At 66.5% G+C, this 25,088-nt stretch carries 15 protein-coding genes and 1 riboswitch; of the genes, 4 read left to right on the top strand and 11 right to left on the bottom strand.

All coding sequences use genetic code 11. The features are described 5' to 3' along the window. Nucleotides 1–105: 105 nt before the first annotated feature. The 6 genes from AC5P6A_RS08520 to AC5P6A_RS08495 form a co-directional block, all read right to left on the bottom strand. Nucleotides 106–1,515: a coniferyl aldehyde dehydrogenase gene (locus tag AC5P6A_RS08520; protein ID WP_346715326.1), complete on the bottom strand. Its 1,410-nt coding sequence runs from the start codon at nucleotides 1,513–1,515 to the stop codon at nucleotides 106–108. A gap of 127 nt (nucleotides 1,516–1,642) precedes the next feature. Next, nucleotides 1,643–2,182 (bottom strand): Tli1a family immunity protein, encoded by a 540-nt coding sequence (gene tli1a / locus AC5P6A_RS08515; RefSeq protein ID WP_346715327.1) that lies wholly within the window; start codon nucleotides 2,180–2,182, stop codon nucleotides 1,643–1,645. 54 nt (nucleotides 2,183–2,236) lie between these two features. Next, complete coding sequence (locus AC5P6A_RS08510) at nucleotides 2,237–2,854, bottom strand: hypothetical protein (RefSeq protein WP_346715328.1); 618 nt, start codon at nucleotides 2,852–2,854, stop codon at nucleotides 2,237–2,239. Between the two features lie 183 nt (nucleotides 2,855–3,037). Beyond that, a complete protein-coding gene (locus AC5P6A_RS08505) occupies nucleotides 3,038–3,283 on the bottom strand; it encodes a hypothetical protein (RefSeq protein ID WP_346715329.1) in 246 nt (81 codons plus the stop codon). 74 nt (nucleotides 3,284–3,357) lie between these two features. After that, nucleotides 3,358–5,019 carry an MFS transporter gene (locus AC5P6A_RS08500; protein WP_154351652.1) on the bottom strand — a complete coding sequence of 554 codons (1,662 nt, stop codon included), beginning with the start codon at nucleotides 5,017–5,019 and terminating at the stop codon, nucleotides 3,358–3,360. 127 nt (nucleotides 5,020–5,146) lie between these two features. After that, entirely contained in the window at nucleotides 5,147–6,574 is a 1,428-nt protein-coding gene (locus AC5P6A_RS08495) for a DcaP family trimeric outer membrane transporter (protein WP_058979243.1), read from the bottom strand. 245 nt (nucleotides 6,575–6,819) lie between these two features. On the opposite strand from AC5P6A_RS08495, the gene acs reads away from it, so the two are divergent. From acs to AC5P6A_RS08475, 4 genes are all read left to right on the top strand, one after another. Further along, the gene (gene acs, locus AC5P6A_RS08490; RefSeq protein ID WP_346715330.1) at nucleotides 6,820–8,763 is read left to right on the top strand and encodes an acetate--CoA ligase; all 1,944 of its coding nucleotides are present in this window, start codon (nucleotides 6,820–6,822) and stop codon (nucleotides 8,761–8,763) included. A gap of 80 nt (nucleotides 8,764–8,843) precedes the next feature. After that, nucleotides 8,844–9,509, top strand: a complete 666-nt coding sequence (locus AC5P6A_RS08485) for a response regulator transcription factor (RefSeq protein ID WP_111098071.1) — start codon at nucleotides 8,844–8,846, stop codon at nucleotides 9,507–9,509. A gap of 260 nt (nucleotides 9,510–9,769) precedes the next feature. Then, entirely contained in the window at nucleotides 9,770–10,162 is a 393-nt protein-coding gene (locus AC5P6A_RS08480; protein WP_346715331.1) for a hypothetical protein, read from the top strand. Nucleotides 10,163–10,310: 148 nt separating this feature from the next. Then, nucleotides 10,311–10,400, top strand: a riboswitch (yybP-ykoY riboswitch). Between the two features lie 88 nt (nucleotides 10,401–10,488). Beyond that, complete coding sequence (locus AC5P6A_RS08475; RefSeq protein WP_109813707.1) at nucleotides 10,489–11,064, top strand: manganese efflux pump MntP; 576 nt, start codon at nucleotides 10,489–10,491, stop codon at nucleotides 11,062–11,064. Between the two features lie 99 nt (nucleotides 11,065–11,163). Here the strand turns inward: AC5P6A_RS08475 and AC5P6A_RS08470 are convergent, their stop codons facing one another. From AC5P6A_RS08470 to glyS, 5 genes are all read right to left on the bottom strand, one after another. Continuing rightward, a complete protein-coding gene (locus AC5P6A_RS08470; protein WP_495222309.1) occupies nucleotides 11,164–14,610 on the bottom strand; it encodes a hybrid sensor histidine kinase/response regulator in 3,447 nt (1,148 codons plus the stop codon). Nucleotides 14,611–14,745: 135 nt separating this feature from the next. Then, a complete protein-coding gene (locus AC5P6A_RS08465; protein WP_495222296.1) occupies nucleotides 14,746–16,893 on the bottom strand; it encodes a S46 family peptidase in 2,148 nt (715 codons plus the stop codon). Between the two features lie 179 nt (nucleotides 16,894–17,072). After that, nucleotides 17,073–20,927, bottom strand: a complete 3,855-nt coding sequence (locus AC5P6A_RS08460) for a translocation/assembly module TamB domain-containing protein (RefSeq protein ID WP_346715332.1) — start codon at nucleotides 20,925–20,927, stop codon at nucleotides 17,073–17,075. Continuing rightward, nucleotides 20,924–22,720 (bottom strand): autotransporter assembly complex protein TamA, encoded by a 1,797-nt coding sequence (locus AC5P6A_RS08455; RefSeq protein ID WP_171952692.1) that lies wholly within the window; start codon nucleotides 22,718–22,720, stop codon nucleotides 20,924–20,926. The genes AC5P6A_RS08460 and AC5P6A_RS08455 overlap by 4 nt, the downstream gene beginning before the upstream one ends. A gap of 244 nt (nucleotides 22,721–22,964) precedes the next feature. Further along, nucleotides 22,965–25,040, bottom strand: coding sequence for a glycine--tRNA ligase subunit beta (gene glyS / locus AC5P6A_RS08450; RefSeq protein ID WP_308305835.1), 2,076 nt, complete (start codon nucleotides 25,038–25,040; stop codon nucleotides 22,965–22,967). Nucleotides 25,041–25,088: the final 48 nt, after the last annotated feature.

Below are 25,088 nucleotides of genomic sequence, written 5' to 3'. Positions count from 1 at the left end.
CGGCTGCATTGATCGGCACCCAGCCAGGAGCAGCCGAGCGTGGGCTCGGCTCTACAGAAGAATCGGGCCGGGCCCTGATTCAGCAGAGCCACGCCCTGCCAGGGTTCACCGCAGCAGCAGCTTCAACAACCCCGCAATCTTCGAATACGGCGGCCGCAGCCGGTCACTGGCGGCCCAGCGCGACTGCCACAGCACCGGCAGCCGCTTGCTCATCGCATCGAACCCGGCCCGCCCGTGGTACGCGCCCATGCCGCTGGCCCCCACCCCACCAAATGGCAAGCCATCGGCGGCGAAATGCAGCAGCGTGTCATTCACCGTCACCCCACCGGCCACCACCTGGCCGAGGATGCGCTCCACCGTCGCGCGGTCGTGGCTGAAGGGATACAGCGCCAGCGGCCGGTCACGGGACAGCACGTCGGCCAGCGCCGCCTCCAGATCCGGATAGGCCCGCACCGGCAGGATCGGCCCGAAGATCTCCTCGCGCATCAGGTCCAGGTCGTCCGGCGGGTCCAGCACCACGGTCGGCACCAGCAGGCGCTCGCGGTCGGCGCGCGCGTCATCCACCTGCGCCAGCGGAATCACCGGCACGCCGCGTTGCCGCGCCTGTGCCAGATAGCCCTGCAGGCGCCGGTACTGGCCTTCATTGATGATGCGGGTGTAGTCGTCGGCATCGCTGAAGCCGCCATAGCGCTCGCGCACCTGCTGCTGCAGCGCCTGTACGAACTCGCGCTGGCGCGCGGTGTCGATCAGCACGTAATCCGGCGCAATGCAGGTCTGCCCGGCGTTGAACCATTTCCCGGTGGCGAGCCGCGCGGCGGCTTTGTCCAGCGGGAAATCGCGGCAGACGATCGCCGGCGACTTGCCGCCCAGTTCCAGCGTGACCGGCACCAGATGCTCGGCGGCGGCGGCCATCACCTTACGGCCAACGGCCGTCGAGCCGGTGAACAGCAGATGGTCCAACGGCAGCGACGACACCGCCGCAGCCACGTCCGCCCCACCCTGCACCACCGCCACGCGCTCAGGCGGGAACACGCTGGCCAGCAGATCGGCCAGGAACGCGCTGGTGCGCGGCGTGTGTTCGGAGGGCTTCAACAGCACGTGGTTGCCAGCGGCGATGGCGGTGGCCAGCGGCACCAGGGCAAGGGTGACCGGATAGTTCCATGGCGAGATCACCCCGACCACACCCAGCGGCGTCGGCCGCAACTGCGCGCGCGCTGGCCACAGCCGCCAGCCGGCGCCCACACGCTGCGGTTTCGACCAGCGCCGCAGGTGGCGGCGCAGGTGGTCGATGGCCGACAGCACGCTCATGCCATCGGCCAGTTTCGATTCGGTGTGGGCGCGGTGGCCGAAGTCCTCGGCGATGGCCGTGGCCATTTCGTCCAGGCGTGGCTTCAGCGCTTCGCGGAGGCGATGCAGGTCTTTCTCGCGCTGGTTCAGCGACGGGCGCCTCGACTGCCAGGCGCTGCGCAGGGTGTGCAGGAGGGCGGGAAGGTCGGCTGGGGCGGTGGTGGTCATGGGCCGATTGTAGGGTCGACCCGTGCCCGGCTCGCATGCCAACCTTCACGCCGTGGCACGGGGTCTCATTCGGACCCCTCCCGACCGCCTTGCATGCGTTCACCCCCTCATGCAAACCCGTCCATCACTACGTCTTCTGCTGGTCGGTAGGTTGTGCCGGGCAAGACTGCGGTTCTGGCAACTCAAGCGGAATCTTGATCGGGTATTCGGGGCTGCCGTAGGCGTAACAGGAAGTGGTGACCTGAATCTCATCGCAGGGCAGGAAATGTACAGTGATGCCGCAGACATTCTGGTTGGTGTAATCCGGGACGGCGACGATTTTGCTGTGGTAACGCTTTTGTGCCTCAATTTGTTGCAGCCAGGCGTCGTACTTCGCCTCATCAGCAAATCCAGGAAATCCTTTTGAGCCTCCTACCCCCGTTTCCCAATCGACCCGTACCATCGTTCCTGGTTGCCATTGATCTGGGGCCATGTAGCAGCACCCTCCACCGCCACCTTGATACGGACCAATAATGTCAATCGCCGAACGGCCATCGACACTGAACCGGTTGATCGCCCAATGGGTGTGGTTGACGCCATAGATCGCGCTGGCTTCCACAGCGTAGGCAGACAAGAGCAGAGGTGGGCCAGCAAGAAATGCCAGCGCCACGCGCTTCAAAACAAACATCATTGAAACTCCATAATGTATAGCCCTCATTTCTTGTCCGAGGGCACCAAGGCCCTACTCAGGCGCAAACTCCCGCCTCCAGTCACGCAGCATCTCGACCTCCCGCGCGATCAGCGCCGATTCTGCTGCGGGCGCGTCGAAGAACTGTTCGCCCGAAACTGGAGTTCTTCTCAGGGGGGCTTTTGGATCACCTACGAAGAAGTGGGGCGTAAAGCAGTAAGGCTCATCGCCCGATTCCGTGGGCTGCTTCACCAACGTCGCAAACACGGCATTCGTCGGCATGCTCGGTTTGGCGCCTGAGCACCACGGATGCGACGAGACGATGTCCTGAATCCGCGCACCAGCCCGACGGAACTCCGTGGGACTGAAAACCTTGCCGAGAGAGACTCGATGCACCCGATAGGTGTCGACTTCCGGTTGCGCCTCGACAAGCCATCCTGAGTTGTCATGCGATGTGCAGCTGCAATCGCAGGTCACCAGTGTTGCGTTTGGTACGGCGTTGTTCCAGGACAGCCAGACTGTCTCTGTCTTGCATAGCTGTTTGATCACGGGCGATCTTTCCTCGACTCGCAGGCTTCCATGCCGTGTCGCATCGTCGGCAGCTACATGCGTTTCTGCGCCAGCCGCTGACGCTGAGACAGTGAGGATCACTGCCAGAAGTACGCTGCGCATGCCCAGATCCGATTCGATGAGTCACTCATGCTATGGGACGCACTGACGAACAAAGGAAGTTCGGGCCATTTGCGTCAGAGGTTGGCAGTTCTTGCTAGAAGCCCCCGTCTTCCGTGTGGCTGGATACGTCATCCCGCACCGATACGATCAAATACTGGGCTGATATGTAGATTCGTACTTGTTTCATTGCCGCACGACGTCAGCGCGCTGAAGGTAGTGTCCCACCTCCAATAACATGCGTGGATGCGACGCGTATTTGCATTTCTGACCGGATGTCTTCTCGTGGCCGGAGCTTCCGATGCCAGCGAGCAGTCCATGGATGTCGCGGCAGTCGGCCTGAACGCCGAGCGCGGACACATCGACGGCATTGAGCGCTGTCTGTTCGCGTCTGCGGAACTCTGTGCCGCGCGTTGCGCGATCGCCGAGCATGGCTCGGCGCTACAGGGAAAAGAAAAGGCCGCGGTCTGCACCGCGGCCTTTCCTTCATCCGGTGAACATCATTCCTACTTGGTGATATCCACGTCCTTGGTCTCGCGCAGGAACAGGCCACCGATCACCACCGACATCAGCGCGATGATGATGGGGTACCACAGGCCGTAGTACAGGTTGCCGGTACCGGCCACCAGTGCGAACGAGATCGCCGGCAGGAAGCCACCGAACCAGCCGTTGCCGATGTGGTACGGCAGCGACATCGAGGTGTAGCGGATGCGGGTCGGGAACAGTTCCACCAGGTAGGCGGCGATCGGGCCGTAGACCATGGTCACGTACAGCACCAGCAGCCACAGCATGAAGATGGTGCCGGCGATGTTGATGCGGGCGCCATCGGCCTTGGCCGGGTAGCCGGCAGAGGTCAGGGCGGTCTTCAGCTCCGCGCCGAACGCATCGGCCTTGGCCTTGCCTTCTTCCTTGGTCAGGCCGGCGGCCTCATACGAGGTGACGCTGGCACTGCCCACGTTCACCATCGCCAGCGAACCGGCGGCGGCGGGCTGCACGTCGTACGGCACACCGGCCTTGGTCAACGCGGCGGTCGCCACGTCGCAGGAGCTGGTGAACTTGCGCAGGCCCACCGGATCGAACTGGAACGAGCAGGTGGCCGGATCGGCGACGACCAGTGCCGGGGAGCTGCTGCGCGCTTCTTCGATGGCCGGGTTGGCGAAGTGGGTCAGGCCCTTGAAGATCGGGATGTAGGTGATGGCCGCCAGCAGGCAGCCGGCCAGGATGATCTTCTTGCGGCCGATGCGGTCGGACAGCCAGCCGAAGAAGATGAAGAACGGCGTGCCCAGTGCCAGCGCTGCGGCGATCAGCAGGTAGGAGGTGGTGGCATCGACCTTCAGCATGCTGCTGAGGAAGAACAGCGCGTAGAACTGTCCGCCGTACCAGACCACGGCCTGGCCAGCCGCTGCACCGAGCAGGACCAGCAACATCAGCTTCAGGTTGCCGCCCTTCAGGCTGTCGCGGAACGGGGTCTTGGAGCCCTTGCCTTCAGCCTTCATCTGCTGGAACAGCGGCGATTCGCTCAGCTGCAGGCGGATCCATACCGAAATGCCCAGCAGCAGGATCGACACCAGGAACGGGATGCGCCAGCCCCAGGCCTCGAACGCCTCGTTGCCCAGCGTCATGCGGCAGGCCAGGATGATCAGCAGCGACAGGAACAGGCCCAGCGTGGCGGTGCACTGGATGAAGCTGGTGTACAGACCGCGCTTGTCGTCCGGCGCGTGCTCGGCCACGTAGGTGGCGGCACCGCCGTACTCGCCGCCCATCGCCAGACCCTGGGCCAGGCGCAGGATGATCAGGATCACCGGTGCGGCAAAACCGATCGATGCGTAGTTGGGCAGCACGCCGACCAGGAAGGTCGAGATGCCCATGATCAGGATGGTGACCAGGAAGGTGTACTTGCGGCCGATGCGGTCGCCGAGGCTGCCGAAGAAGGCCGCGCCGAACGGACGCACGAAGAAGCCGGCGGCGAACGCCAGCAGGGCGAAGATCATGCCCGTGGTTTCATTGACGCCGCTGAAGAACTGCTTGGCGATGATGGCCGCGAGCGAGCCGTACAGGAAAAAGTCATACCACTCGAAGACCGTGCCGAGGCTCGAGGCGAAGATGACCTTCTTGTGGCCCTTGGTCAGGGTGCCCGCTTTATGTGCGGTGCTGGGTGTACTGGACATGGGACGCTTCCCCTCCGAAGCAATCGTTGTTGGTGGGTGCCGACCGTTGGTCGGCACTCAATTCGGTAGATGCCGACCTTGGCCGGCACCCCATCTCGGTAGGTGCCGGCCGCTGGCCGGCACGCTCTTAGAAGCTGTACTTCGTAGTGAACTGCAACCGGGTGATGTCACCCTTGTTGCCGTTCTCCACTTCGCGACGGCCATACATCAGCTCGGCGCCGATATCGACCTTGGGTAGCGGTGAATAGAAGATGTTGCCGCGGACGCTCTGCACGCTCTTGGTCACCAGCGGGCCGAGGATGCTGTCGTTGTCGTAGTCGCTTCGCGCGTAGATCAGGTTGGTGCGCAGCTTCGGCGAGAACGCATGCCGCCAGCCGACGTAGCCGGCCAGCACGCCGGTCGGGTTGAGCTCGTCGCGGGCCACGTCGTAGGCACTGTCGGCGGTGATGCCCAGGCCGATGTAGCGGGCGATGCCTTCGCCGCCGGTCAGCTGGTAGTGCAGCGAATCGCTGTCACCCATCACCCACTTGCCGCCCAGGGTCAGGCCGCCGGCCACCTTGTCGGCCTTCGCGCCGGTGGCCTGGTTGTCGACCTTCAGCTGACGGACGATGCCGCCGACGCCGAAGGTGCCCCAGTCGCCCTTCCAGCCATAGCGCAGGGTCAGGTCGGGCAGGCTGCCACGGTCGGAGTTGGCGCTGGCGTTGGTCCAGGCACCGGTGACCGGGTTGCGGGTGCCGGTGAGGGTGGTGGTTTCCGGGTTTTCCAGTGCGACACTGAAGCCGCCCTGGGTGTAGCGCACCTGCGCCTGGCGCACGAAGATCACGCCGTCGGTGGGGCCGACGAAGTCGACCGCTTCGGGCAGTGCGGCCGCGTCCATGAAGTTGGACCAGGTCTGGCCGGCCAGCCAGTTGTTCCAGTACATGTAGGCGTGGCGCAGGGTCACACCGTAGGTATTGGTGGCGGTCTGGTTGCCCAGCGAGTTGCCGAAGAAGTCCATCTCGAAGAACGCACCGGCCTTGTTGCCCGATTCGCTGACGTTGTCGATGCCCAGGTTGAAGCGCGAGAACTTGGCATGGGCGTTGAAATCGGTGCCCGAGCGCTTGCCGCTGCCGCCAGCGCCTTCGACCGGGGTCTGGCCCGGCAGGTACAGCGAACGGCCGGTGGCGTCGTCGGCCAGCTGGCCATCGCTGGTCTGGGTGGCCAGGAAGTCGGCCTTGATGAAGCCGCCGATCTTGACCGTGGTGCCCGGCGCGGCGCCCGGGGTGAGGGTGGTGACCTGGATCGGCTGCTTGCCGGCCGGCACCTGTGCGACCGGCTTCTGCTCGGCCTGCACCGTGCGCACTTCGGTCACGGCCTGCTGGGTCTGGCTGATCTGGGTCTGTTGTTGTTGCTGCGAAGACAGCAGCAGCTGGACCTGGCGTTCCAGTTCGGCAACGCGTGCTTCCAGTGCCTTCTCTTTGGCGGTCTCTGCGAACGCCATGCCCGGTGCGACCAGGGCGACCAGCAGGCAGGCCGCCAAAGGTGTGCGCACGGCTTTCAACGTACGGTGGCTCATGTTGCCCTCTCTCCCAAGTGGCAAGGTGATGCCGCGCGTGGGGCACGGTCGAGCCGAGACTGCGGGGCGATTATGTATAGCGGCTATTCGCCATTGGTCGAACCCGGGCCTGCAAGGCGCTCACTTTCGACCATGGTCTAACCAGGGTGGTGACGCGGCCGGGGGTGGATGGGGCAAACTGAGGGGGATCGGTCGTTGCAATGCTGCGACCGCACATACAAAGTCAACGTGCAAGTGAGGGTGCCATGGCTGATATCTACCCCGTCGATCCGCAGTTCGCCGCGAAGGCACGCATCGACAAGAAGACCTATGAACAGCAGTACCAGGCGTCGGTGGCCGATCCGGATGGATTCTGGGGCAAGGCCGCCGAGCGCCTGCAATGGATGCGCAAGCCGGCGAAGATCAGGAACGTCAGCTATGACCTGTCCAACTTCCGCATCAAGTGGTTCGAGGATGGCGAGCTCAATGCCAGCGTGAACTGCCTGGATCGCCAGCTGGAAACGCGCGCCGACAAGACCGCCCTGCTGTTCGAGCCGGACGGCCCGGATGCACCGGCCCAGCACGTGACCTATCGCGAACTGTATGAGCGCACCTGCCGCCTCGGCAATGCGCTGCGCAACCTTGGGGTCAAGAAAGGCGACCGCGTCACCATCTACCTGCCGATGATCGTCGACGCCGCAGTAGCCATGCTGGCCTGCGCGCGCATCGGTGCGATCCACTCGGTGGTGTTCGGTGGCTTCGCGCCGAACTCGATCGCCGACCGTGTCAGCGACTGCCAGAGCAAGCTGATCATCACCGCCGACGAAGGCCTGCGCGGTGGCCGCAGGATTCCGCTGAAGGCCAACGTCGATGCCGCGCTGAAGCTGCCCGGCACGAACACGGTTGAAACCGTGCTGGTGGTGCGCCACACCGGCGGTGCCGTGGACATGCAGGCCCCGCGCGACCGCTGGTTCCACGATGTGGTGGACAGCCAGCCGTCCACCTGCGAACCGGAACGCATGAACGCGGAAGACCCGTTGTTCATCCTCTACACCTCCGGTTCCACCGGCAAGCCGAAGGGTGTGCTGCACACCACCGGCGGCTACCTGCTGTATGCGGCCTACACCCATGAAGCGGTGTTCGACCTGCGCGAGGACGACATCTACTGGTGCACCGCCGACGTCGGCTGGGTTACCGGCCACAGCTACATCGTGTACGGTCCGCTGGCCAACGGTGCGACCTCGCTGATGTTCGAAGGCGTGCCGAACTACCCGGACACCTCGCGCTTCTGGAACGTCATCGACAAGCACAAGGTGACCATCTTCTACACCGCCCCGACCGCCATCCGTGCGCTGATGCGCGAAGGCGAGGAGCCGGTGAAGAAGACCTCGCGCGCGTCGCTGCGCCTGCTCGGCAGCGTCGGCGAGCCGATCAATCCGGAAGCCTGGCGCTGGTACTACGAAGTGGTCGGCGACAGCCGCTGCCCGATCGTCGATACCTGGTGGCAGACCGAGACCGGCGGCATCCTGATCTCGCCGCTGGCCGGCGCGATGGACCTCAAGCCCGGTTCGGCCACCCTGCCCTTCTTCGGCGTGCAGCCGGCGCTGGTCAATGCCGATGGCGAGATCCAGGACGGCCCGACCGAGGGCAACCTGATCATCCGTGACTCTTGGCCGGGCCAGATGCGCACGGTGTACGGCGACCACCAGCGCTTCATCGATACCTACTTCCGCACCTACCCGGGCAGCTACTTCACCGGTGACGGTTGCCGCCGCGACGAAGACGGCTATTACTGGATCACCGGCCGCGTCGACGACGTGATCAATGTGTCCGGCCATCGCATCGGCACCGCCGAAGTGGAAAGCGCGCTGGTCTCGCATCCGAAGGTGGCCGAAGCGGCGGTCGTGGGCTTCCCGCACGACGTCAAGGGCCAGGGCATCTACGCCTACGTCACCCTGGTGGCCGAAGAGGCCCCGAGCGATGAACTGCACAAGGAGCTGATCGCCTGGGTGCGCAAGGAGATCGGGCCGATCGCCACACCGGACCACCTGCAGTGGGCACCGGGCCTGCCGAAGACCCGCTCGGGCAAGATCATGCGCCGCATCCTGCGCAAGATTGCCGAAAACGCGCCGGACCAGCTCGGCGACACCTCGACCCTGGCCGATCCGTCGGTGGTGGCATCGCTGGTGGACGAGCGCAAGGTGCGCTGATGCAGAACCCGGGGTCGGATCCCTTTCCACCAGGAAAGGGCTCTGACCCCATCTGGTTTCCCCCACGGTTCCCCCCGACCATGACCACCCTCCTGATTGCCGATGACCACCCGCTGTTCCGCGAAGCCCTGCGTGGAGCCGTGCAGCGGGTCATCCCCGGCGTGCAGCTGTTCGAGGCCGACAGCGTGGAAGCGCTGTACGCGCTGGCCGACCAGCACAACGACGCCGACCTGGTCCTGATGGACCTCAACATGCCCGGTGCGCAGGGTTTCAACGCGCTGGTGCACATGCGCTCGCTGCACCCGCACCTGCCGGTGGTGGTGGTGTCCGCACGTGAGGAGGCCACGGTGATGCGCCGCGCGCTCGACCACGGTGCGCTGGGCTTCATTCCGAAGTCTGCGGATTCGGACACCATCGGCCATGCGCTGGGCGCCATCCTCGATGGCGAGACCTGGGCACCGCCGGAAGCGCACAACGTGCCGCCTACCGGCAGCGAAGAACGCGAAGTCGGCCAGCGCCTGCGCGAGCTGACCCCGCAGCAGTTCCGTGTCCTGCAGATGCTCGGCGCTGGCCGCTTGAACAAGCAGATCGCCTACGACCTCAACGTCTCCGAAGCGACGATCAAGGCCCACGTCACCGCCATCCTGCGCAAGCTCGGCGTAACCAACCGCACCCAGGCCGTGCTGATGGCCGGCAAGCTGGCCATCGACGACGACGCCATCGTACTGCCGCCGGAAGAAGACTGACGGTAGTGCCGGCCGCTGGCCGGCAATCGTCCGACACCGCCTGAAACCGCTGTGGTAGGTGCCAAGCTTGCTTGGCTAGGTGTATCCGCGGCACCCGCCGGCGCATGAATCATGGCCAATGCCCGGCAATTGGTTCCAAGCGTATGGAGGTGCGACCGATGTGTTTCGCATCTCTCTGCTATCCAGGGCGACGCATTTGGCTCTATGGCTGCCACTACTGCAATTGCATACTGCCGCTGCATGGCGACTTGGGCTCGAAAATGAACACTCTGCTCGACACACCCAGAGATGCGTCGCAGCTTCGACCGGAAGAACGGGACGCCATCCGCATGCTGGTTGCCTTCGTCCGCGAAGGCTGTCCGGATGGCCCCAGCCCACCAGGCTTCCCCAATGATCGCAAGGAGGATTTTCGGCGTGCGGCGCTCGAGTACTTCTCCGATCCGCCCGATCCTGCCAATCACTTTCGGATTGATGTTCCCAGCGATGAGTACATCCGCACCCAGGCGCGAATATACAAGCGCCCATCGGGTGCCCAGGTGGAACTGGACCTGTTCGCCGATGGCGAGATGTGTGATCTGACCGCCACCTTCGACCTTGATCGTGAAAGCGTGGTGTTCGGCGGCCCCAAGCTGTACAGCATCCATGTGATGTAGCCGGTCGCGTCCGCATTCCTGCCGGCCAGCGGCCGGCACTACCAGGCACCGCTGCGCTCACGATATAGCCATCGCTATACAAACCAGCCCTGCCTGCGCGTTTCGCTGGAAATGCACCACGCGCGAATCGCGATGCTAAGCTTCGCGTCCCCTTGGGGAGTAGCCGGATTCCTCCGCAGGAATCGTCCACGTCAACATACTCGGCCGGTGCGCCGTGGCGTGGACAACCATGATGGTTGGCGAGACCAGCGGCCCGCGCGCGCAACGTCAGGTTGGGCGCGAGCGCAGGCCGTGCGTCCGTCCTAGCCCGACCTCAACCGCCGCCCATGTCCCCCATTTCGATCCTTCTGATCGGCTTCGCCATGTCCACCGATGCCTTCGCCGCTGCAATCGGCAAGGGCGCGGCCATGCGCAAGCCGGTGTTCCGCGATGCACTGCGTGCCGGCATCATCTTCGGCGTCATCGAGGCGATCACGCCCATCATCGGCTGGCTGCTCGGCCGCGCCGCGCTGCAGTACGTCGAAGCCTTCGACCACTGGATCGCCTTCGGCCTGCTCGGTGCGCTGGGCATCCACATGATCTACAACGGCCTGCGCCCGGACAGTGGCGAGGAAGACGAAGACCCCTCGCAGCACCACGGCTTCTGGAAGCTGGCGTTGACCGGTTTCGCCACCAGCATCGACGCGATGGCGGTGGGCATCGGCCTGGCCTTCATGGACGTGCATATCGGCGTGATGGCCGCGGTCATCGGCCTGTGTACGCTGACCATGGTCACCGCCGGCATCATGCTCGGCCGCGTGCTGGGCAGCATGGTCGGCAAGCGTGCCGAGATCATCGGTGGCGTGATCCTGGTGATCATCGGTGCGACCATCCTGTACGAGCACCTGCACGGCGTGGGGTAACGCATCGGAAGCGAGCGATTGCGTGGTTGCCGGCCAGCGGCCGGCACTACCAGACGTCACATCCACGCATGGCGTGGATCTGCTGCGGGGCGCCCAGCGCTACTGCGCATCGCGCAGCGCGCCGAGGAAGGCGCGCAGCGAGGCCGGCTTGATCGGCTTGGTCAGCACGCGGTAGCCGCGTTCGCGCGCCATCCGCTTCAACTCGTCGCGACCATCGGCGGTCAGCAGCGCGCCGGGCAACGGGTAGCCCGCAGCCTCGCGAAGTGCCACCAGCGCATCCAGGCCATCCATGCGGTCGTGCAGGTGGTAGTCCACCAGCATCACCTGCGGGCGCTCGGCGATCTTCTCCAGCGCCTGGTCGACGGTGGCGGCAGTGATCACCTGCACCTGCCAACGGCCAAGCAATGCACGCATGCCGTCGAGGATCTCCTCATCGTTGTCCACGCACAGCACGCGCAGGCCGGCCAGCGAATCGCTGCGCACCGGTGCGGCCACGGCCTGGGTCGCCTTGGCAGGCTCGGTGTAGCCGGGCAAGGGCGCAACCCGCGGCAGGATGATCGAGAACATCGAGCCACTGCCAACGCGGCTGCGTGCATTGAGGCGATGGTCAAGCAGGCGCGAGATGCGCTGGCAGATCGACAGGCCCAGGCCCAACCCCTGCTCTCCCCAGTCGAACGGCTGCTGGTAGCGGTGGAACTCGTCGAAGATCTGCCGCATATGGTGTTCGGGAATGCCCGGGCCGGTATCCCACACCTGCAGTTCCACTTCGTCGCCGCGCTGGCGCACGGCCAGCACGATGCGCCCTTGGCGCGTGTAACGCAGCGCATTGGCCAGGAAGTTCTGCAGCACGCGGCGCAGCAGCCGGCGATCACTGCGCACCCAGGCCGCGCGCGCGAACAGGTCCAGGCGCAGGCCACGACCGGCGGCGACCGGCGTGTACTGCGCAGCCAGCTCGCGCATCAACGCACTCACATCGAACTCGCCGATCACCGGGTGCAGGCCACCGGCATCCAGCCGCGATACGTCCAGCAGACCATCCAGCAGTTCTTCGGCCGCACGCAGCGACGCGTCTACGCGTTCGGCCAGATGCTTCTGCTCGTCGCTCACGTGATCGCTGTCGCGCAGTGCGGACGCAAACAGCCGCGCGGCATTCAACGGTTGCAGCACGTCATGGCTGATCGCCGCCAGGAAGCGGGTTTTCGACTGCTGCGCGACCTCGGCCTCATGCGAGCGCTCGGCCACGCGCTGCTCCAGCGTTTCGTTGGCTTCAAGCAGCGCCTTTTCGGCGTGCTTGTAGTCGGTGATGTCGTTGTAGCTGGTCACGTAGCCGCCGCCGGGCAGCGCCTGGCCGCGCATCTCGATCACCTTGCCGTCGCTGCGGGTGCGCTCGAACACGTGCGGCGAACCGGCGCGCATGTAGCCGATGCGGCGGTTGATCTGCACTTCGATATCGCCCTCGCCCAGCTCGCCGCGCTCGGCGTTGTAGCGGATCAGGTCGGCCACCGGGCGGCCCACGTAGAGCATGCCGTCGGGGTAACCGAACATGTCCTGGTAGCGGCGGTTCCACGCGGTCAGGCGCATGTCCGGATCGACCACGCTGACCCCGGCGCTGATGTTCTCCAGCGTGGTCGACAGGATCTCGCGGTTGAAGCGCAGTTCCTGCCCGGCTTCGTCCAGCACCGCCACCACTTCGCCAAGGTCCATGCCCGAGCCACGCAGCAGGCTGGTCAGCAGCAGGCGCGCCGAGGCCGCACCAATCGACGCGGCCAGCAGGCGTTCGGTGAACTGCACCCACGGCCGGTCGGCCGGCGCCGAGGATTGCAGCTCGCGGCCCAGCGACTGTGCCTGCTCGAAGAACGAGCGCCGCGCATGGCGCTCGCCGACCACGCGCGAGGCAAGTGCCAGCAGGTCGCCCACATGCACGTGGCCGGGCCAGCCACCGGCCACCGACGGGCGCTCGGCATACGGGTCGAGGAACGGTGCCGCACGCAGGCGCTCGTCCACACCGGGGCGCCAGCGTGCGGACACCAGCATCATGGTGGCCGCATTGACCAGCAGCGACCAGAACGTGCCGTGGGTCAGCGGATCCCAGCCGGACATGCCGAACAGCTGCTGCGGACGCAGCCACTCGATGCCGAACGGGCCGTGCTGCACCCAGGCGGCGTCGACCCAGCCGGCCATGGTCATCGCCGGCAGCAGCAGGGTGTACAGCCAGGTGGCGAAGCCCAGCAGCATGCCTACTTCGACGCCGCGCCGGCTGGCACCGCGCCAGTACAGGCCGCCGATCAGGCCGGGCGCGAACTGCGCCACCGCTGCGAACGCCATCAGGCCGTACGAGGCCAGCGTGCTGTCGTTGCTGCTGGTGCGGTAGTAGCTGTAGGCCATCAGCGCCAGCAGCAGGATCGCCAGGCGGCGGATCCACAGCACGCGCGAGGCGACGTCGGCAGCTTCCTGGTGGTCACCGCTCCGACGCAGCAGCACCGGCATCACCAGATCATTGCTGACCATGGTGGCCAGCGCGATGGACGAGACGATGACCATGCCGGTGGCCGCCGAGAAGCCGCCCACGTAGGCGATCAGCGCCAGCGCATTGCGGCCTTCGGCCAACGGCAGCGCCAGCACCATCGAATCGTCGGCGACGCTGCCGCCGGTGCCGAACAGGGTCACGCCGGCGGTGGCGATCGGCAGCACCATGCCCGAGATCAGCACCAGGTAGCCACCGAACATCCAGCGCGCGCGGCGTACGTCGCGCACATCGCCGCACTCGACCACGGCCACGTGGAACTGGCGTGGCAGGCAGATGATGGCCAGGAAGCTGAGCAGGGTCTGCGAGATGAAGCCCACCGGCGGCAGGCCGGTGAACAGCGTATGCACCGACTCGACCACCGCATCGGTGCGGTTGCTCAGCCAGAGGTAGGCGAACACGCCCACGGCCAGCATCGCCAGCAGCTTGATCACCGATTCGAAGGCGATCGCCAGCATCATGCCGTGGTGGTGTTCGGTGGCATCGACCTGGCGGGTACCGAACAGGGTGGCGAACAGCGCCATCAGCAGCGCGACGTACAGTGCGGGATCGGTGAAGAAGCCGGTCGGACCGGTGTTGCCGGTCAGCACCTGCAGGCTCATCGCCACCGCTTTGTACTGCAGGGCCAGGTACGGAATGATGCCGATCAGCGCGATGATCGCCACCAGCGCCGCCAGCCGCCGCGAGCGGCCGAAGCGCGAGGAGATGAAATCGGCGATGGAGACCACGTTCTGGCTGCGCGCGATCAGCGCCAGGCGCTCGATGATGCGCCAGCCGAACAGCAGCAGCAGCAACGGGCCGATGTAGATCGGCAGATAGCCCACGCCATTGCGCACAGCGGTGCCGACCGCGCCGTAGAAGGTCCACGACGAGCAGTACACGGCCAGCGCCAGGCTGTACACCACCGGCCGCAGCCACGGCCGGTCGGGATACATCGGCCGACGGTCGCCCCACCACGCCACGCCGAACAGCAGCGCGGCATAGGCAACCGAGACCAGCAGCAGGATCCAGCTGGAGACCACGCGTGCGTTTCCGTCGGAGGAACCCGCAGTGTAGGCCAGGCGCGGCCGGGTGTACGGGCTCGTTGGGGGCAACCGCCCCCACCAGTGTGGGGGCTTACGCGGTGCGGGCCACGACCGTGGGTCGTGGCCGGCTTCTCACTGGGCCGGCACGCCCATTTCCTTCAGCAGTTCCGGCGCCGGGTAGACCTTGGCCAGCAGCCAGCGCAGGTAGCGCATGTCCACGTGCACGGCACGCTTGTAGCGCGGGTCGAACCACCAGCTGGCGCTGACCGACTCCCAGTTGCTGTCAAAGTTCAGGCCGATCAGTTCGCCCTTGGCGTTGAGCACCGGCGAGCCGGAGTTGCCGCCGGTGGTGTCCAGGTTGGTCAGGAAGTTGACCGTCTGGGTCTTCAGCGCCGGGTCGGCAGTGCTGCCGAAGTCACCCTTGGCGATCGCGGCCAGCAGCGGCTTGGGTGCGTCGAACGGATAGGCGTTGGTGTTCTTCTCGACGATGCCGGCCACGGTGGTCACCGGCGAGTAGGTCACGCCATCGCGCGGGTGCAGTGCCTCGACCCTGCCGTAGCTGATGCGCAGGGTGCGGTTGGCATCCGGGTACACGGCGCGGCCCTGCTTGGCACGCCAGGCGAACAGCGCCTGCATGTACGCCGGGCGCAGGCGCAACTGCTCGCCTTCGCGGGTCTTGCTCTCGTTTTCGATGCGCAGCTGCGCGGCCACCAGCGGGCCGGCCACGGCGATCAGCGGATCGGCGGCCAGGGCCTTGCCTTCGCGTGCGGCGGCAAAGCGCGACAGGCGCTGCGCCTCATCGCCCAGCTGGGTTCCGGCGTACAGGGTGTCCAGCGCCGTGGCCAGCTGCTGCGGGGTGCGGCCGAAGGCCGCGTCGAACTCGGCCACGCGCTGCGCGTCCGGCAGCTGCTGGTAGCGGGTCAGCAGGGTGGTCAGCAGGGCCTTCTCGACCTCCGGCGCGTAGCGGCGCTGGACCTGCTTGAGCACGCCTTCGATCATCGCCTGGTCGCGCTGCTGGTAACCGCTCTCGCGCTGCGCGTCAGGCTTGGCCGATTCGATGCGCAGGCGCTCCAGCAGCAGCGCAGAGCGCAGCAGCTGGCTCTGCGCGGCGATCTGGTCCAGCAGCAGGTCACGCTCGGCCACCGCCGCGCCCTGCGACAGGTTGGCCAGCAACGCCTTGATGTCGCCCTGATACTTGCGGTCGGTCGCGGCCAGCATCGCGGTCTCGTCGGCGGCACGCTGGGCCTTGGCGTCGCTGCGCAGCAGGCCTTCCAGTTCGCCAGCGGCGCGCTTGCGGTTGTTCTTCAGCGACTGCAGCTGCGAGGCATAGCGGGTACGCGCCTGCGCGTCCTTGGCGGTGGCAGCCTCGATGGTGTCGATCATCTGCTGGAACACCGACACGCGGCGCGGCAGCACGGCATCGATCTGGCCGGCGAATTCGGCCGCGGTGCGGTGGCGATAGGTGATGCCCGGGTAACCGGCCAGCATCGCGTAGTCGCCTTCCTTCGGGCCTTCCACCGACATCTGCAGGTGCGCCGGTGCCTGGTAGGGCACGTTGTCCTTGCTGTAGGCGGCCGGCTTGCCGTCCTTGCCGACATAGGCGCGCAGCAGGGTGAAGTCGCCGGTGTGGCGCGGCCACATGAAATTGTCGATCTCATCGCCATAGTTGCCGATCGCGCGCGGCGGCGCGTACACCAGGCGCACGTCGCTCAGTTCCAGCTGGGCGATGCGATAGAAATCGGTGCCGTAGTACATGTTGGCCACCGAGCAGCGCACGCTGCCGTCCTTCTCGCACTCGGCCACGATCTGCTTGCTGGCCGCATCAACCGCATCGAAGTAGGCGCGGCCGGTCTTGCCACGGGCCTGCGCCAGCACCTGGTCGGTCACCTTGTCGAAGCCGACGGTGACCAGCACGCGGAAGTCCGGGTTGGCCGGGCGCTCGTCGGCACGGCCGTTGGCGATGAAGCCACCAGTGATCAGGTCGTGCTCGGGCGAGCTGTTGTACTGGATCACGCCCATCGCCACGTGGTGGTTGGTCAGCAGCAGGCCGTCGGCGGACACGAACGAACCGGTACCACCACCGGCGCGCACCACGGCGCTCAGCGGCGGCGCGGTGACATTGGCCAGGTCGGCCGGATTGCCCTTGAAGCCTGCGGCCTGCAGCGGCTTGGCCAGTTCCGGCAGCTGGGTCGGCATCCACATGCCTTCATCGGCGTGGGCACCGGCGGCGAGGGTCAGGCCCAGGGCCAGGGCGGTGGGAAGGGCTTTGCGTGGTGACATGAGGCAATCCGGTACGACAGAACAGCCCGGGACCATAGCCGCTGGGGCCGGATGGGGCAACGGCCGATGGTTGGGGGCCTCTCAGGTAGAGCCGAGCCCATGCTCGGCTGCTCTTCCTGCAGACCGCGCTGCGCGCGGAAGCCGAGCATGGCTCGGCTCTACAGGGATGCCACGGCGGGTTATTTCTCCCGCCGCCAGTTGATCGACCCACGGTTTTCCACCGTGCTCGACTCCACTTCCACATCAAACCCGCGGCGCAGCAGGTACTTCAGCGTGATCACCGAACCTGCGCCCACCAGCGACACGCCGTACCCCACGTACAGCTTGGGCGAGATGTACTTGCCGACGCCGATCACCGAGCCGCCCAGCGCGCGCGACTGGCTCACGCCTGCATCATCCAGGCCCAGCTTGGCACCCAGCTGCGAGGCGAGCAGGCCACTGCCAGCCGAGAGCGCCGCCGAGGCCGCGTTGACCTGCTGCGCCTGGTCGCTGCTGGCGCCGGTCAGGCTGCGTCCCAGCACCAGATAGGCCAGTGCCTCGGACTGCGACATCGCCGGATCGGACCACACGTCGGCACGCGGTTGCTGGGCACGCCCGGTCACGTCGATGCCGGCGGTGACATCACCGATCCGTCGCTCGGCACGGATGTTGATGCGCGGGTCGGACACCGCGTTGTAGTTCCAGTTGAGGTTGCCGCGGGTGATGGTCAGGTCCTGCCCGTACGCCTTGTAGCGGCCGCTCACTTCCAGGCCGCCATTGGCGGTCATTTCGCGGCCGGGCTTGGCCCAGACCTGCATCTTGCCGGTCAGCGCGCCCTTCAGGCCGAACCCGGTCATCTTCACCTTTTCGCCGAGGCTGACGGTCAGGTCCATGTCCAGCGGCGAGGTGCGCGACTCTTCCGGATCGGCCGGGTCGAGCACCACCACGTCTTCGGACACCGAGGTGCCGCGGTCCAAGCGTTCCAGATCGATGTCGGCCTCGGGCACGTGCACGGTGCCGCGCAGCTCCATCGCCGCCTTGGCCAGGGTGAAGTCGAGGTTGGGGTTGGCGACGATGCGCAGTTCGCTGGTGTTGGACAGCAGCACGTTCTCGCCATGGATCTTCAGCTGCAGCGGCTGCGCATCGCCGAACCACGACAGGCCACCGTCCACGTACAGCGTGCCCTGGCCGGAGTTGGCCTGCGCGGTGATCTTGGCCGAACCGTCGGGCTGGGCCACGAAGCTGCCCTTGCCCTGGTCGAAGGTCAGGCCCAGCGCGGGGAATTCGCCCTTGAAGTTGCTCAGCTGCGCGTCGCCACCCAGCGACGGCTGCCCGCGCGTACCGCGCAGGCTCACGTGGCCCTCGATCAGGCCGGTCGGGCGCACGATGTCCGGCGAGAACAGCTCCAGCCAGTACAGCCGCGACATGTTCAGATAGAGCTCACCGTTCAGTGGTGCACTGGCTTCCCAGCCGGTCTGCATCTTCGCGTCGACGAAGCCGTTGCCCTGGAAGCCCATGCCCAGGTAGCCCTTGATGCTGGCCGGGGTCATGTCGAGCTTCAGCGAGAACTGGTCATAGCGCACCAGTTCGCCGCGGGTGGTATCGCCCACGGTGTTGCGGTTCTCGCCCAGGCGCACGCCGCCTTCCTTCGAGCGCACTTCCACATGGCCTTCCCAGGCCGCGCCACGCGGGCGGATCTGCGCGTCCAGGCTGACGTCGCCGCGCAGATAGATGCGGCGGCCGGACTGCGGCGGCAGCCACGGCTGCACCAGCGCCAGCGGCAGCGCGTCACTGCGCACCACCAGGCCTTCGCGCGGCCAGTTGGCCTGTGCGCACAGCGCGCCGCTGCTGGCGGCGGCCAGGCAGGCTTCGGACAGGGTGTAGGTGCTGCCGTTGATCGCGAACGCCGCCGGTGCACGCAGCGACCACGCATCACCCTTCACCGGTGCGATGCGCAGCGAGGCCAGCTCGCCGCGCCACTGCGTGCCCTGCTGGCGCACGCTGCCCTGCAGCTCGATCGCCCCCATCTCGTTGCGGGTCTGCGCAGCCAGGCGCAGGTTGGAGACACTGCCCTGCGCATCCACGTTCAAGCGCTCCAGCAGCATGCCCGCGTTGACCTGCTGGCCCTGGATCGCCAGCGTGCCGCTGTCGCCGCGCCACGGCAGGCGGCCCTTGATGCTCACGCTTTCGGCGCCGTAGCCGTCCCAGTTGAGGTTGTTGCCGACCAGGTCGGCGGTGATGTCCGGCGCGTCGCGCGGGCCCTTCACCTGTACCTGGCCACGCAGGCCACCATCGGCGCCCGGCAGCAGATCGCTCAGCTGCAGCGGTTCGAAACGCGCATCGATATCGAGGCGGTCGCCGACCTTGCCCGACGCGGTCACCCGGCTGCTGCCCAGCGACAGCTTCAGGTCGCCCTGGCCCTGCGCGCCCTGCAGCGCGAACTTTCCCTGCGCATCGAGATTGCGCTGGCGCAGCACGCCCTTCAGCGACGGCAGATCGACCGTGGCTTCCAGTGTGCCGGTGGTACCCGGCGGTGCGTTTGCCGGCGGCGGCAGCTGCCGTCCCTTCGAAGCCAGGTTGCCGGACAGCCGGCCGTTCCAGCCCGGCACGAAGTAGCCAGGGTCGAAGTCCTTCAGCGTGGCCTTGGCATCCCAGTCCAGCTGCGGTGCCCACGCCACCTGGCCTTCCACCTGCAGCTGTCCACCCGGCGTCTGCGCCTGCAACTGGTGGATCGACGCGGCCTGGTCGTTGCCGCGTACGTCGAAGCGCAGCTGGGCCTTCTGCTTTTCGCGTTCGACATCGGCGCGGCCGATCGCCGCCCAGGCCTTCAGGGTACCGGCCAGGCCGAAGCGTGCTTCCTTCAGGGTGACCGGCACCGGTGCGCTGCCGGCGGTGTTCGGGTCCGGTGCCGGCACCCAAGTCAGGTCACGCGCGACCACCGAGAAGTTGAGCTTCTGCTGGTCTTCCTGACTGAAATCGGCGGTACCTTCCAGCCGCGCCTCACCGCCAAGGCCCTTCACCAGCAGCGGTGAGACCTTCAGCACCTGGTCCTGCAATGACACCACCGACGGTGCCAGTTCCAGTTCCTGATCGCCCTGCTTTACCTTGCCACGCAGGTTGGCATTGCCGCCCTTGCCGGCGGCGGTGAAGTCCAGCGACAACGGCGCGATCGCCGAGCTCGCCAATGCTGGCGACAGCAGCGCCAGATCCAGCTCGTCGCTGCGCACGCTGGCGTTCCAGGTCGGGTCGGTGCGGCCATCGAACACCAGCATCGCGTGCAGTGGCTTCGGCGCGCGCCCGGCTACGGCCACTTCCATGTGCGACAGGTCACCGCGGGCGACCAGGCCCACCGTGGCGGCCGTGCGCCCACGCGGTGCCGGCAGCACGGCAGTGACGGTCACGTCGGTGTCGTAGTCCTTGGCCGGGATGTAGCGACCCTGGGCGGTGAAGTTGCCCATGTCGCTGTCCACCACCAGCCTGCGTGCCTGGAACTCGCCATTGGCGATCTCGATGCCACCACGCACGCGACTGATGTCGATCACCGGCTCGTTGGCCTGGCTGATGCGGAAGCCGTCGATGGCGATGGCGTCGGCCTGGATCGCCAGCGGCATCTCGATCTGCGGCAGCGAATCGGGCCACGACGGCAGCTCGAACGGCTCATCGCTCTTGGCCAGGTTCAACGTCGCGTTGCTCAGCTCCAGCTTGTCCAGCAGCAGCTTGCGGCCCAGCAGCGGGCGCAGGTCCGGCTCCAGGTAGGCGCGCTCGGCGTGGAAATGGATGTCGTCGTAACGGAAGTCGACGTTGTACAGGGTCAGCGGCCCTGCCACCGGGCCGTCCACCTTGTCCCAGGTGAAGCTGGCACCCACCGGCAGGCGCGCCACCACCTGGGCCAGCAGTACGTCACGGCCGGCCACGGTCTGCAGCAGCCAGTACACCGCCAGCAGGGCCAGCAGCACCAGGCCCAGCACGCCCACGCCGGACCAGGCCCAGAAGCGGCGGCGCCGGTAGAAACGCACGCGCGGCGGCCTGTTCGGAGTCGGTGCGGGGGAACTCACAGGTCCGCTCCGATGTTGAGGTACAGCTGGAACTGCGAATCCGGGTTGTTCAGGCCGTGCGCGATATCCACCCGCACCGGGCCCACCGGCGATTTCCAGCGCACGCCGAAGCCGACGCCGGTATGCAGGTCGATGGTGTTGTCGAAGGCACTGCCGGTATCGACGAACACCGCCGCACCCCAGGGGCCACCGTTGAAGTAGTGCTCGTACTCGGCCGAGCCGATCACCAGGTTCTTGGCACCCAGCGCATACTTGTCCGGCTTCGGCGTACGCGGGCCAACCTCACGGTAGGCGTAGCCGCGGATGCTGCGGTCACCACCGGCGAAGTAGCGCAGGCTCGGCGGCATCGCCACCAGGTCGCTGGTCCAGGTGGTGCCACCCTCGCCGCGCAGGATCAGGCGATTGCTATCGCCCACCGGGATGTACCAGCGCAGCACGGCATTGGCCTGCACGAAGCTGGTGTCCGAACCCGCACCTTCCACACCGGCGCGCATCGTTGCCGTACCGCTGACGCCCTTGCGCGGGAACAGCTCGTCATCGACGTTGACGTAGTCGGCAACCATCTGCGGGTACACCAGCGTCGAGGTGTTGTAGACCGCGTCGGTGAATTCGGTGCCGGAGGCATAGCGCCAGCGCTCGCGCAGCGCGTTGATCGAGGCGATCGCGGTCCAGTGTTCGTTGATCTCGCCGCTGCGGCTGGCGATCAGCTTGAAGTTGCGCAGGTCGATGTAGTCGGTCTGCTCGTCGTAGGCGCTGGCAGCGAAGGTGTACCAGCCATCAAGCCAGTTGAAGGCTGGAATGCGGTAGCTGGTGATCAGGCTCTTGCGCTTCTGCGCATAGTCCAGCTGCGTGTTCATCTTGTGGCCGCGGTTGTTCAGGAACCGCCGCTCGATGCCACCACGCACACCCGGGCCACTCTCGCTGCCGTAGCTCAGGCCCGCGGTGTAGATGGTGCGCTTGGCGCGCGTCAGCTTCACGTCCACCGGCACTTCGCCGTTTTCGTCGGCCTGGTCCGGGCGCGGCTGGATGTCGATCACGCTGAAGTAGTCCAGCTTGGTCAGCGACTCGCGCAGCCGGTCCAGCTTGCCCTCGTGGTAGTAGCTGCCCTGCTCCCAGTACACCAGCGGGTCGAACAGCTTGTCGACGAAGTAGTCCTGCTGGAAGCGCACCGGGCCCATGTTGTAGCGGCGGCCGCTGTCCCAGGTCAGGTCGATGTCGGCCGCGTTGTCGGCGCGGGTGATCTGCACCTGGCGCTGGGTGTAGTCGGCATCGAAGTAGCCACGCTCGGCCAGGCGCCGGGTGATGGTGATCTTGCTGGCTTCGTACTGGGTGTGCTCGAAGCGCTGGCCCTTGCGGGGCTTGAATGCGGCCAGGTCGTCCTGCAGGTACTGGTCGTACATCGCCGGGCCGGTGATGTCGATGTGCTCGCGGCGCACGGTCACCGGGGCCCCCTTGTCGACATGGATGAGCACGCGCACGTGCTCATCCTGGCGCGGCGCCTCGACCTTGATCACCGGGTTGTAGTACCCGAACGGTTCCAGCGCCTGGCGGGTCTGCCGCTCGGCCTGCGACAGCAGGTACTCCAGGCGCGATTCACCCTGCTCCTTGCCGATCGTGTCGAACAGCGACAGCGATTCCTGGATGTTCTCGATGATTGCGGCGTCGTCGCCCTTGTCCAATCCCTTGATGTCCACCTTGTCGATGGTGCCGCGCGCGTGGGCCACGGAGGTGGCGGCCAGCGACAGGACCATCAGCGGCAGGGCGTATTTCTTTGGCTGCATGCGGCACAGCATACCGACCGGAGGTGACGATGCGAAATGCATCACGTCGTTGGAGATCGGTTGTTAAGTGGCGGTCAAAATACGCGCCTTTGTGGCGATCATCGGAATCGCACTCGAGGATGCCGACGTCGCGTGCGGCGACGCCGATGATCCCGATGGACATTCGCCGGCGATGTTCCGGTAGTGCCGGCCGCTGGCCGGCAACCCACAGATCCGGGGCAATGCCGGCCAGCGGCCGGCACTACCGATACGGGCGTCAGCTCGACAGATGCTCGATCGCCGCCACCTTGCCCAGGCGCTCGCCCAGCATCGTCAGCAGTGCCAGGCGGTTGCCACGCAGTGCCGGATCTTCCGCGTTGACCATCACGCCATCGAAGAACGCGTCGACCTGCGGACGCAGGCGCGCCAGGCGTGCCAGCACCGCCACATAGTCCTTCTGGTGCAGGCTGGCGCCGGTGTCATCGATGGCGGCGGTGACCGCTTCGGCCAGCGCGCGCTCGGCATCTTCCTGCAGCAGTGCCGCGTCGATCTGCGCCGGAATCTCGCCCTCGGCCTTGCGCAGGATGTTGCGGATGCGCTTGTTGGCCGCGGCCAGCGCTTCGGCTTCCGGCAGCGTCGCAAAGATGCCGATCGCATCCAAGCGGCGGTCGAAGTCGTACAGCGAGGCCGGTTTCAGCTCGGCCACAGCGTTGAAGTGTGAAGCCGGCACGCCCTTGTCGCCGTAGTAGCCCTTCAGGCGGTCGAGGATGAAGTCGTACAGCTCGCCGACGTCGGCCTGCACGTTGCGCGCCGCCAGGCCGCCGTTGGCGCTGGCCAGCAGCGCGCGCAGGTCCAGCTCGAAGCCGCTTTCGATGATCGTGCGGGCCAGGCCCAGCGCGTTGCGGCGCAGGGCGAACGGGTCCTTGTTGCCGGTCGGCTTCAGGCCTGCAGCAAAACCACCGGCCAGCGTATCCACGCGTTCGGCGATGGCCAGCACCTTGCCCAGCGGCGACAGCGCGATGTCATCACCACCGAAGCGCGGCTGGTAGGCCTCGTCAATGGCCAGCGCAACCTCGGCCGATTCACCACCTGCCACGGCGTAGTGGCGGCCGGCGATGCCCTGCAGTTCCGGGAATTCGTTGACCATGCGCGACTGCAGGTCGTTCTTGGCCAGCTCGGCAGCCCGCTTGGCCTGCGCCGGATCGGCACCGACCTGGGCTGCGATCACTTCGGCCAGTGCGGCCACGCGCGCCACCTTGTCGGCCACGCTGCCCAGCTTGGCCTGGTAAGTCACCGTCTTCAGGCCCTCACCCATCGACACCAGGCCCTGCTTCAGATCCTCGTCGAAGAAGAACTTGGCATCGGCGAAGCGCGGGCGGATCACCCGCTCGTAGCCCTTGGCCACTTCGGCCACGTTCTTCGACTCGATGTTGGCAATGCCGATGAACTTCTCGGTCAGCGTGCCGGCCGCATCCAGCACGGGGAAGAACTTCTGGTTGATTTCCATCGTCTCGATCAGCGCTTCCTGCGGCACCGCCAGGAACGCGGGCTCGAAGCTGCACAGCACTGCCGACGGCCATTCGACCAGGTTCACCACCTGCTCCAGGTTGTCCTCGGTGATGCGGGCACTGCCACCGGCCTTGGCTGCGGCGGCTTCGACCTCGGCGACGATGCGTGCGCGGCGCTCGCTCGGATCGACCAGCACGAACGCGGCGCGCAGCGCTTCAACGTAGTCCTGCGGCTGTGCCAGCGACACGGCCTGGTCGTGGTGGAAGCGGTGGCCACGGCTGACACGGCCGGCCTGCAGGCCGAACAGTTCGGCCTCGACCACAGTGGCACCGTGCAGCAGCACCAGCCAGTGCGCCGGGCGCGCGAAGCCCCAGGCGTGATCGCCCCAGCGCATCGGCTTGGGAATCGGCATCGCCGCGATCGCCTCGCGCAGGATTTCCGGCAACAGGCTGGCGGTGCTCGCGCCCGGGGTCACCGCGCGGTGCACGAAGCGCTCACCCTTGTTGTCGGTGGTCTTCTCCAGCGCGGTCCAGTCGATCCCGGCCTTGGCGGCGAAGCCCTGCAGGGCCTTGGTCGGCTGGCCTTCGGCGTCAAGCGCGATGTTCAGATACGGGCCCAGCACTTCGCTGTGCTGTTCCGGCTGTTCCAGGCCGACGCCCGGCAGCAGCACGGCCAGGCGGCGCGGGGTGGACAGCGGGCGCGCATCGCCCAGTTCCAGCGCGATGCCACGCTTGCGCAGGCCTTCGACAACACCGTCAAAGAAGGCCTGGGCCAGGCCCGGCAGCGCCTTGACCGGCAACTCTTCGGTGCCCAGTTCAATCAGCAGGGGGGACAGTTGGCTCATCGGTTCGATCCTGTGGTGGGGGCGCAGCGCGCGACGCGTCCGGCGCCC

Source organism: Stenotrophomonas sp. YJH_SMC_20, from assembly GCF_059367845.1.
The sequence above is the reverse complement of the archived record's forward strand: the minus strand, read 5'-3'. Positions and strand labels throughout refer to the sequence as shown.

Coding starts and splice junctions, on each gene's coding strand:
- glyS (WP_308305835.1), bottom strand. CDS start 25,040: ATGAGCCAACTGTCCCCCCTGCTGATTGAACTGGGCACCGAAGAGTTG.
- acs (WP_346715330.1), top strand. CDS start 6,820: ATGGCTGATATCTACCCCGTCGATCCGCAGTTCGCCGCGAAGGCACGC.
- AC5P6A_RS08495 (WP_058979243.1), bottom strand. CDS start 6,574: ATGAGCCACCGTACGTTGAAAGCCGTGCGCACACCTTTGGCGGCCTGC.
- AC5P6A_RS08475 (WP_109813707.1), top strand. CDS start 10,489: ATGTCCCCCATTTCGATCCTTCTGATCGGCTTCGCCATGTCCACCGAT.
- AC5P6A_RS08500 (WP_154351652.1), bottom strand. CDS start 5,019: ATGTCCAGTACACCCAGCACCGCACATAAAGCGGGCACCCTGACCAAG.
- AC5P6A_RS08520 (WP_346715326.1), bottom strand. CDS start 1,515: ATGACCACCACCGCCCCAGCCGACCTTCCCGCCCTCCTGCACACCCTG.
- AC5P6A_RS08465 (WP_495222296.1), bottom strand. CDS start 16,893: ATGTCACCACGCAAAGCCCTTCCCACCGCCCTGGCCCTGGGCCTGACC.
- tli1a (WP_346715327.1), bottom strand. CDS start 2,182: ATGTTTGTTTTGAAGCGCGTGGCGCTGGCATTTCTTGCTGGCCCACCT.
- AC5P6A_RS08485 (WP_111098071.1), top strand. CDS start 8,844: ATGACCACCCTCCTGATTGCCGATGACCACCCGCTGTTCCGCGAAGCC.
- AC5P6A_RS08480 (WP_346715331.1), top strand. CDS start 9,770: ATGAACACTCTGCTCGACACACCCAGAGATGCGTCGCAGCTTCGACCG.
- AC5P6A_RS08455 (WP_171952692.1), bottom strand. CDS start 22,720: ATGCTGTGCCGCATGCAGCCAAAGAAATACGCCCTGCCGCTGATGGTC.
- AC5P6A_RS08505 (WP_346715329.1), bottom strand. CDS start 3,283: ATGCTCGGCGATCGCGCAACGCGCGGCACAGAGTTCCGCAGACGCGAA.
- AC5P6A_RS08510 (WP_346715328.1), bottom strand. CDS start 2,854: ATGCGCAGCGTACTTCTGGCAGTGATCCTCACTGTCTCAGCGTCAGCG.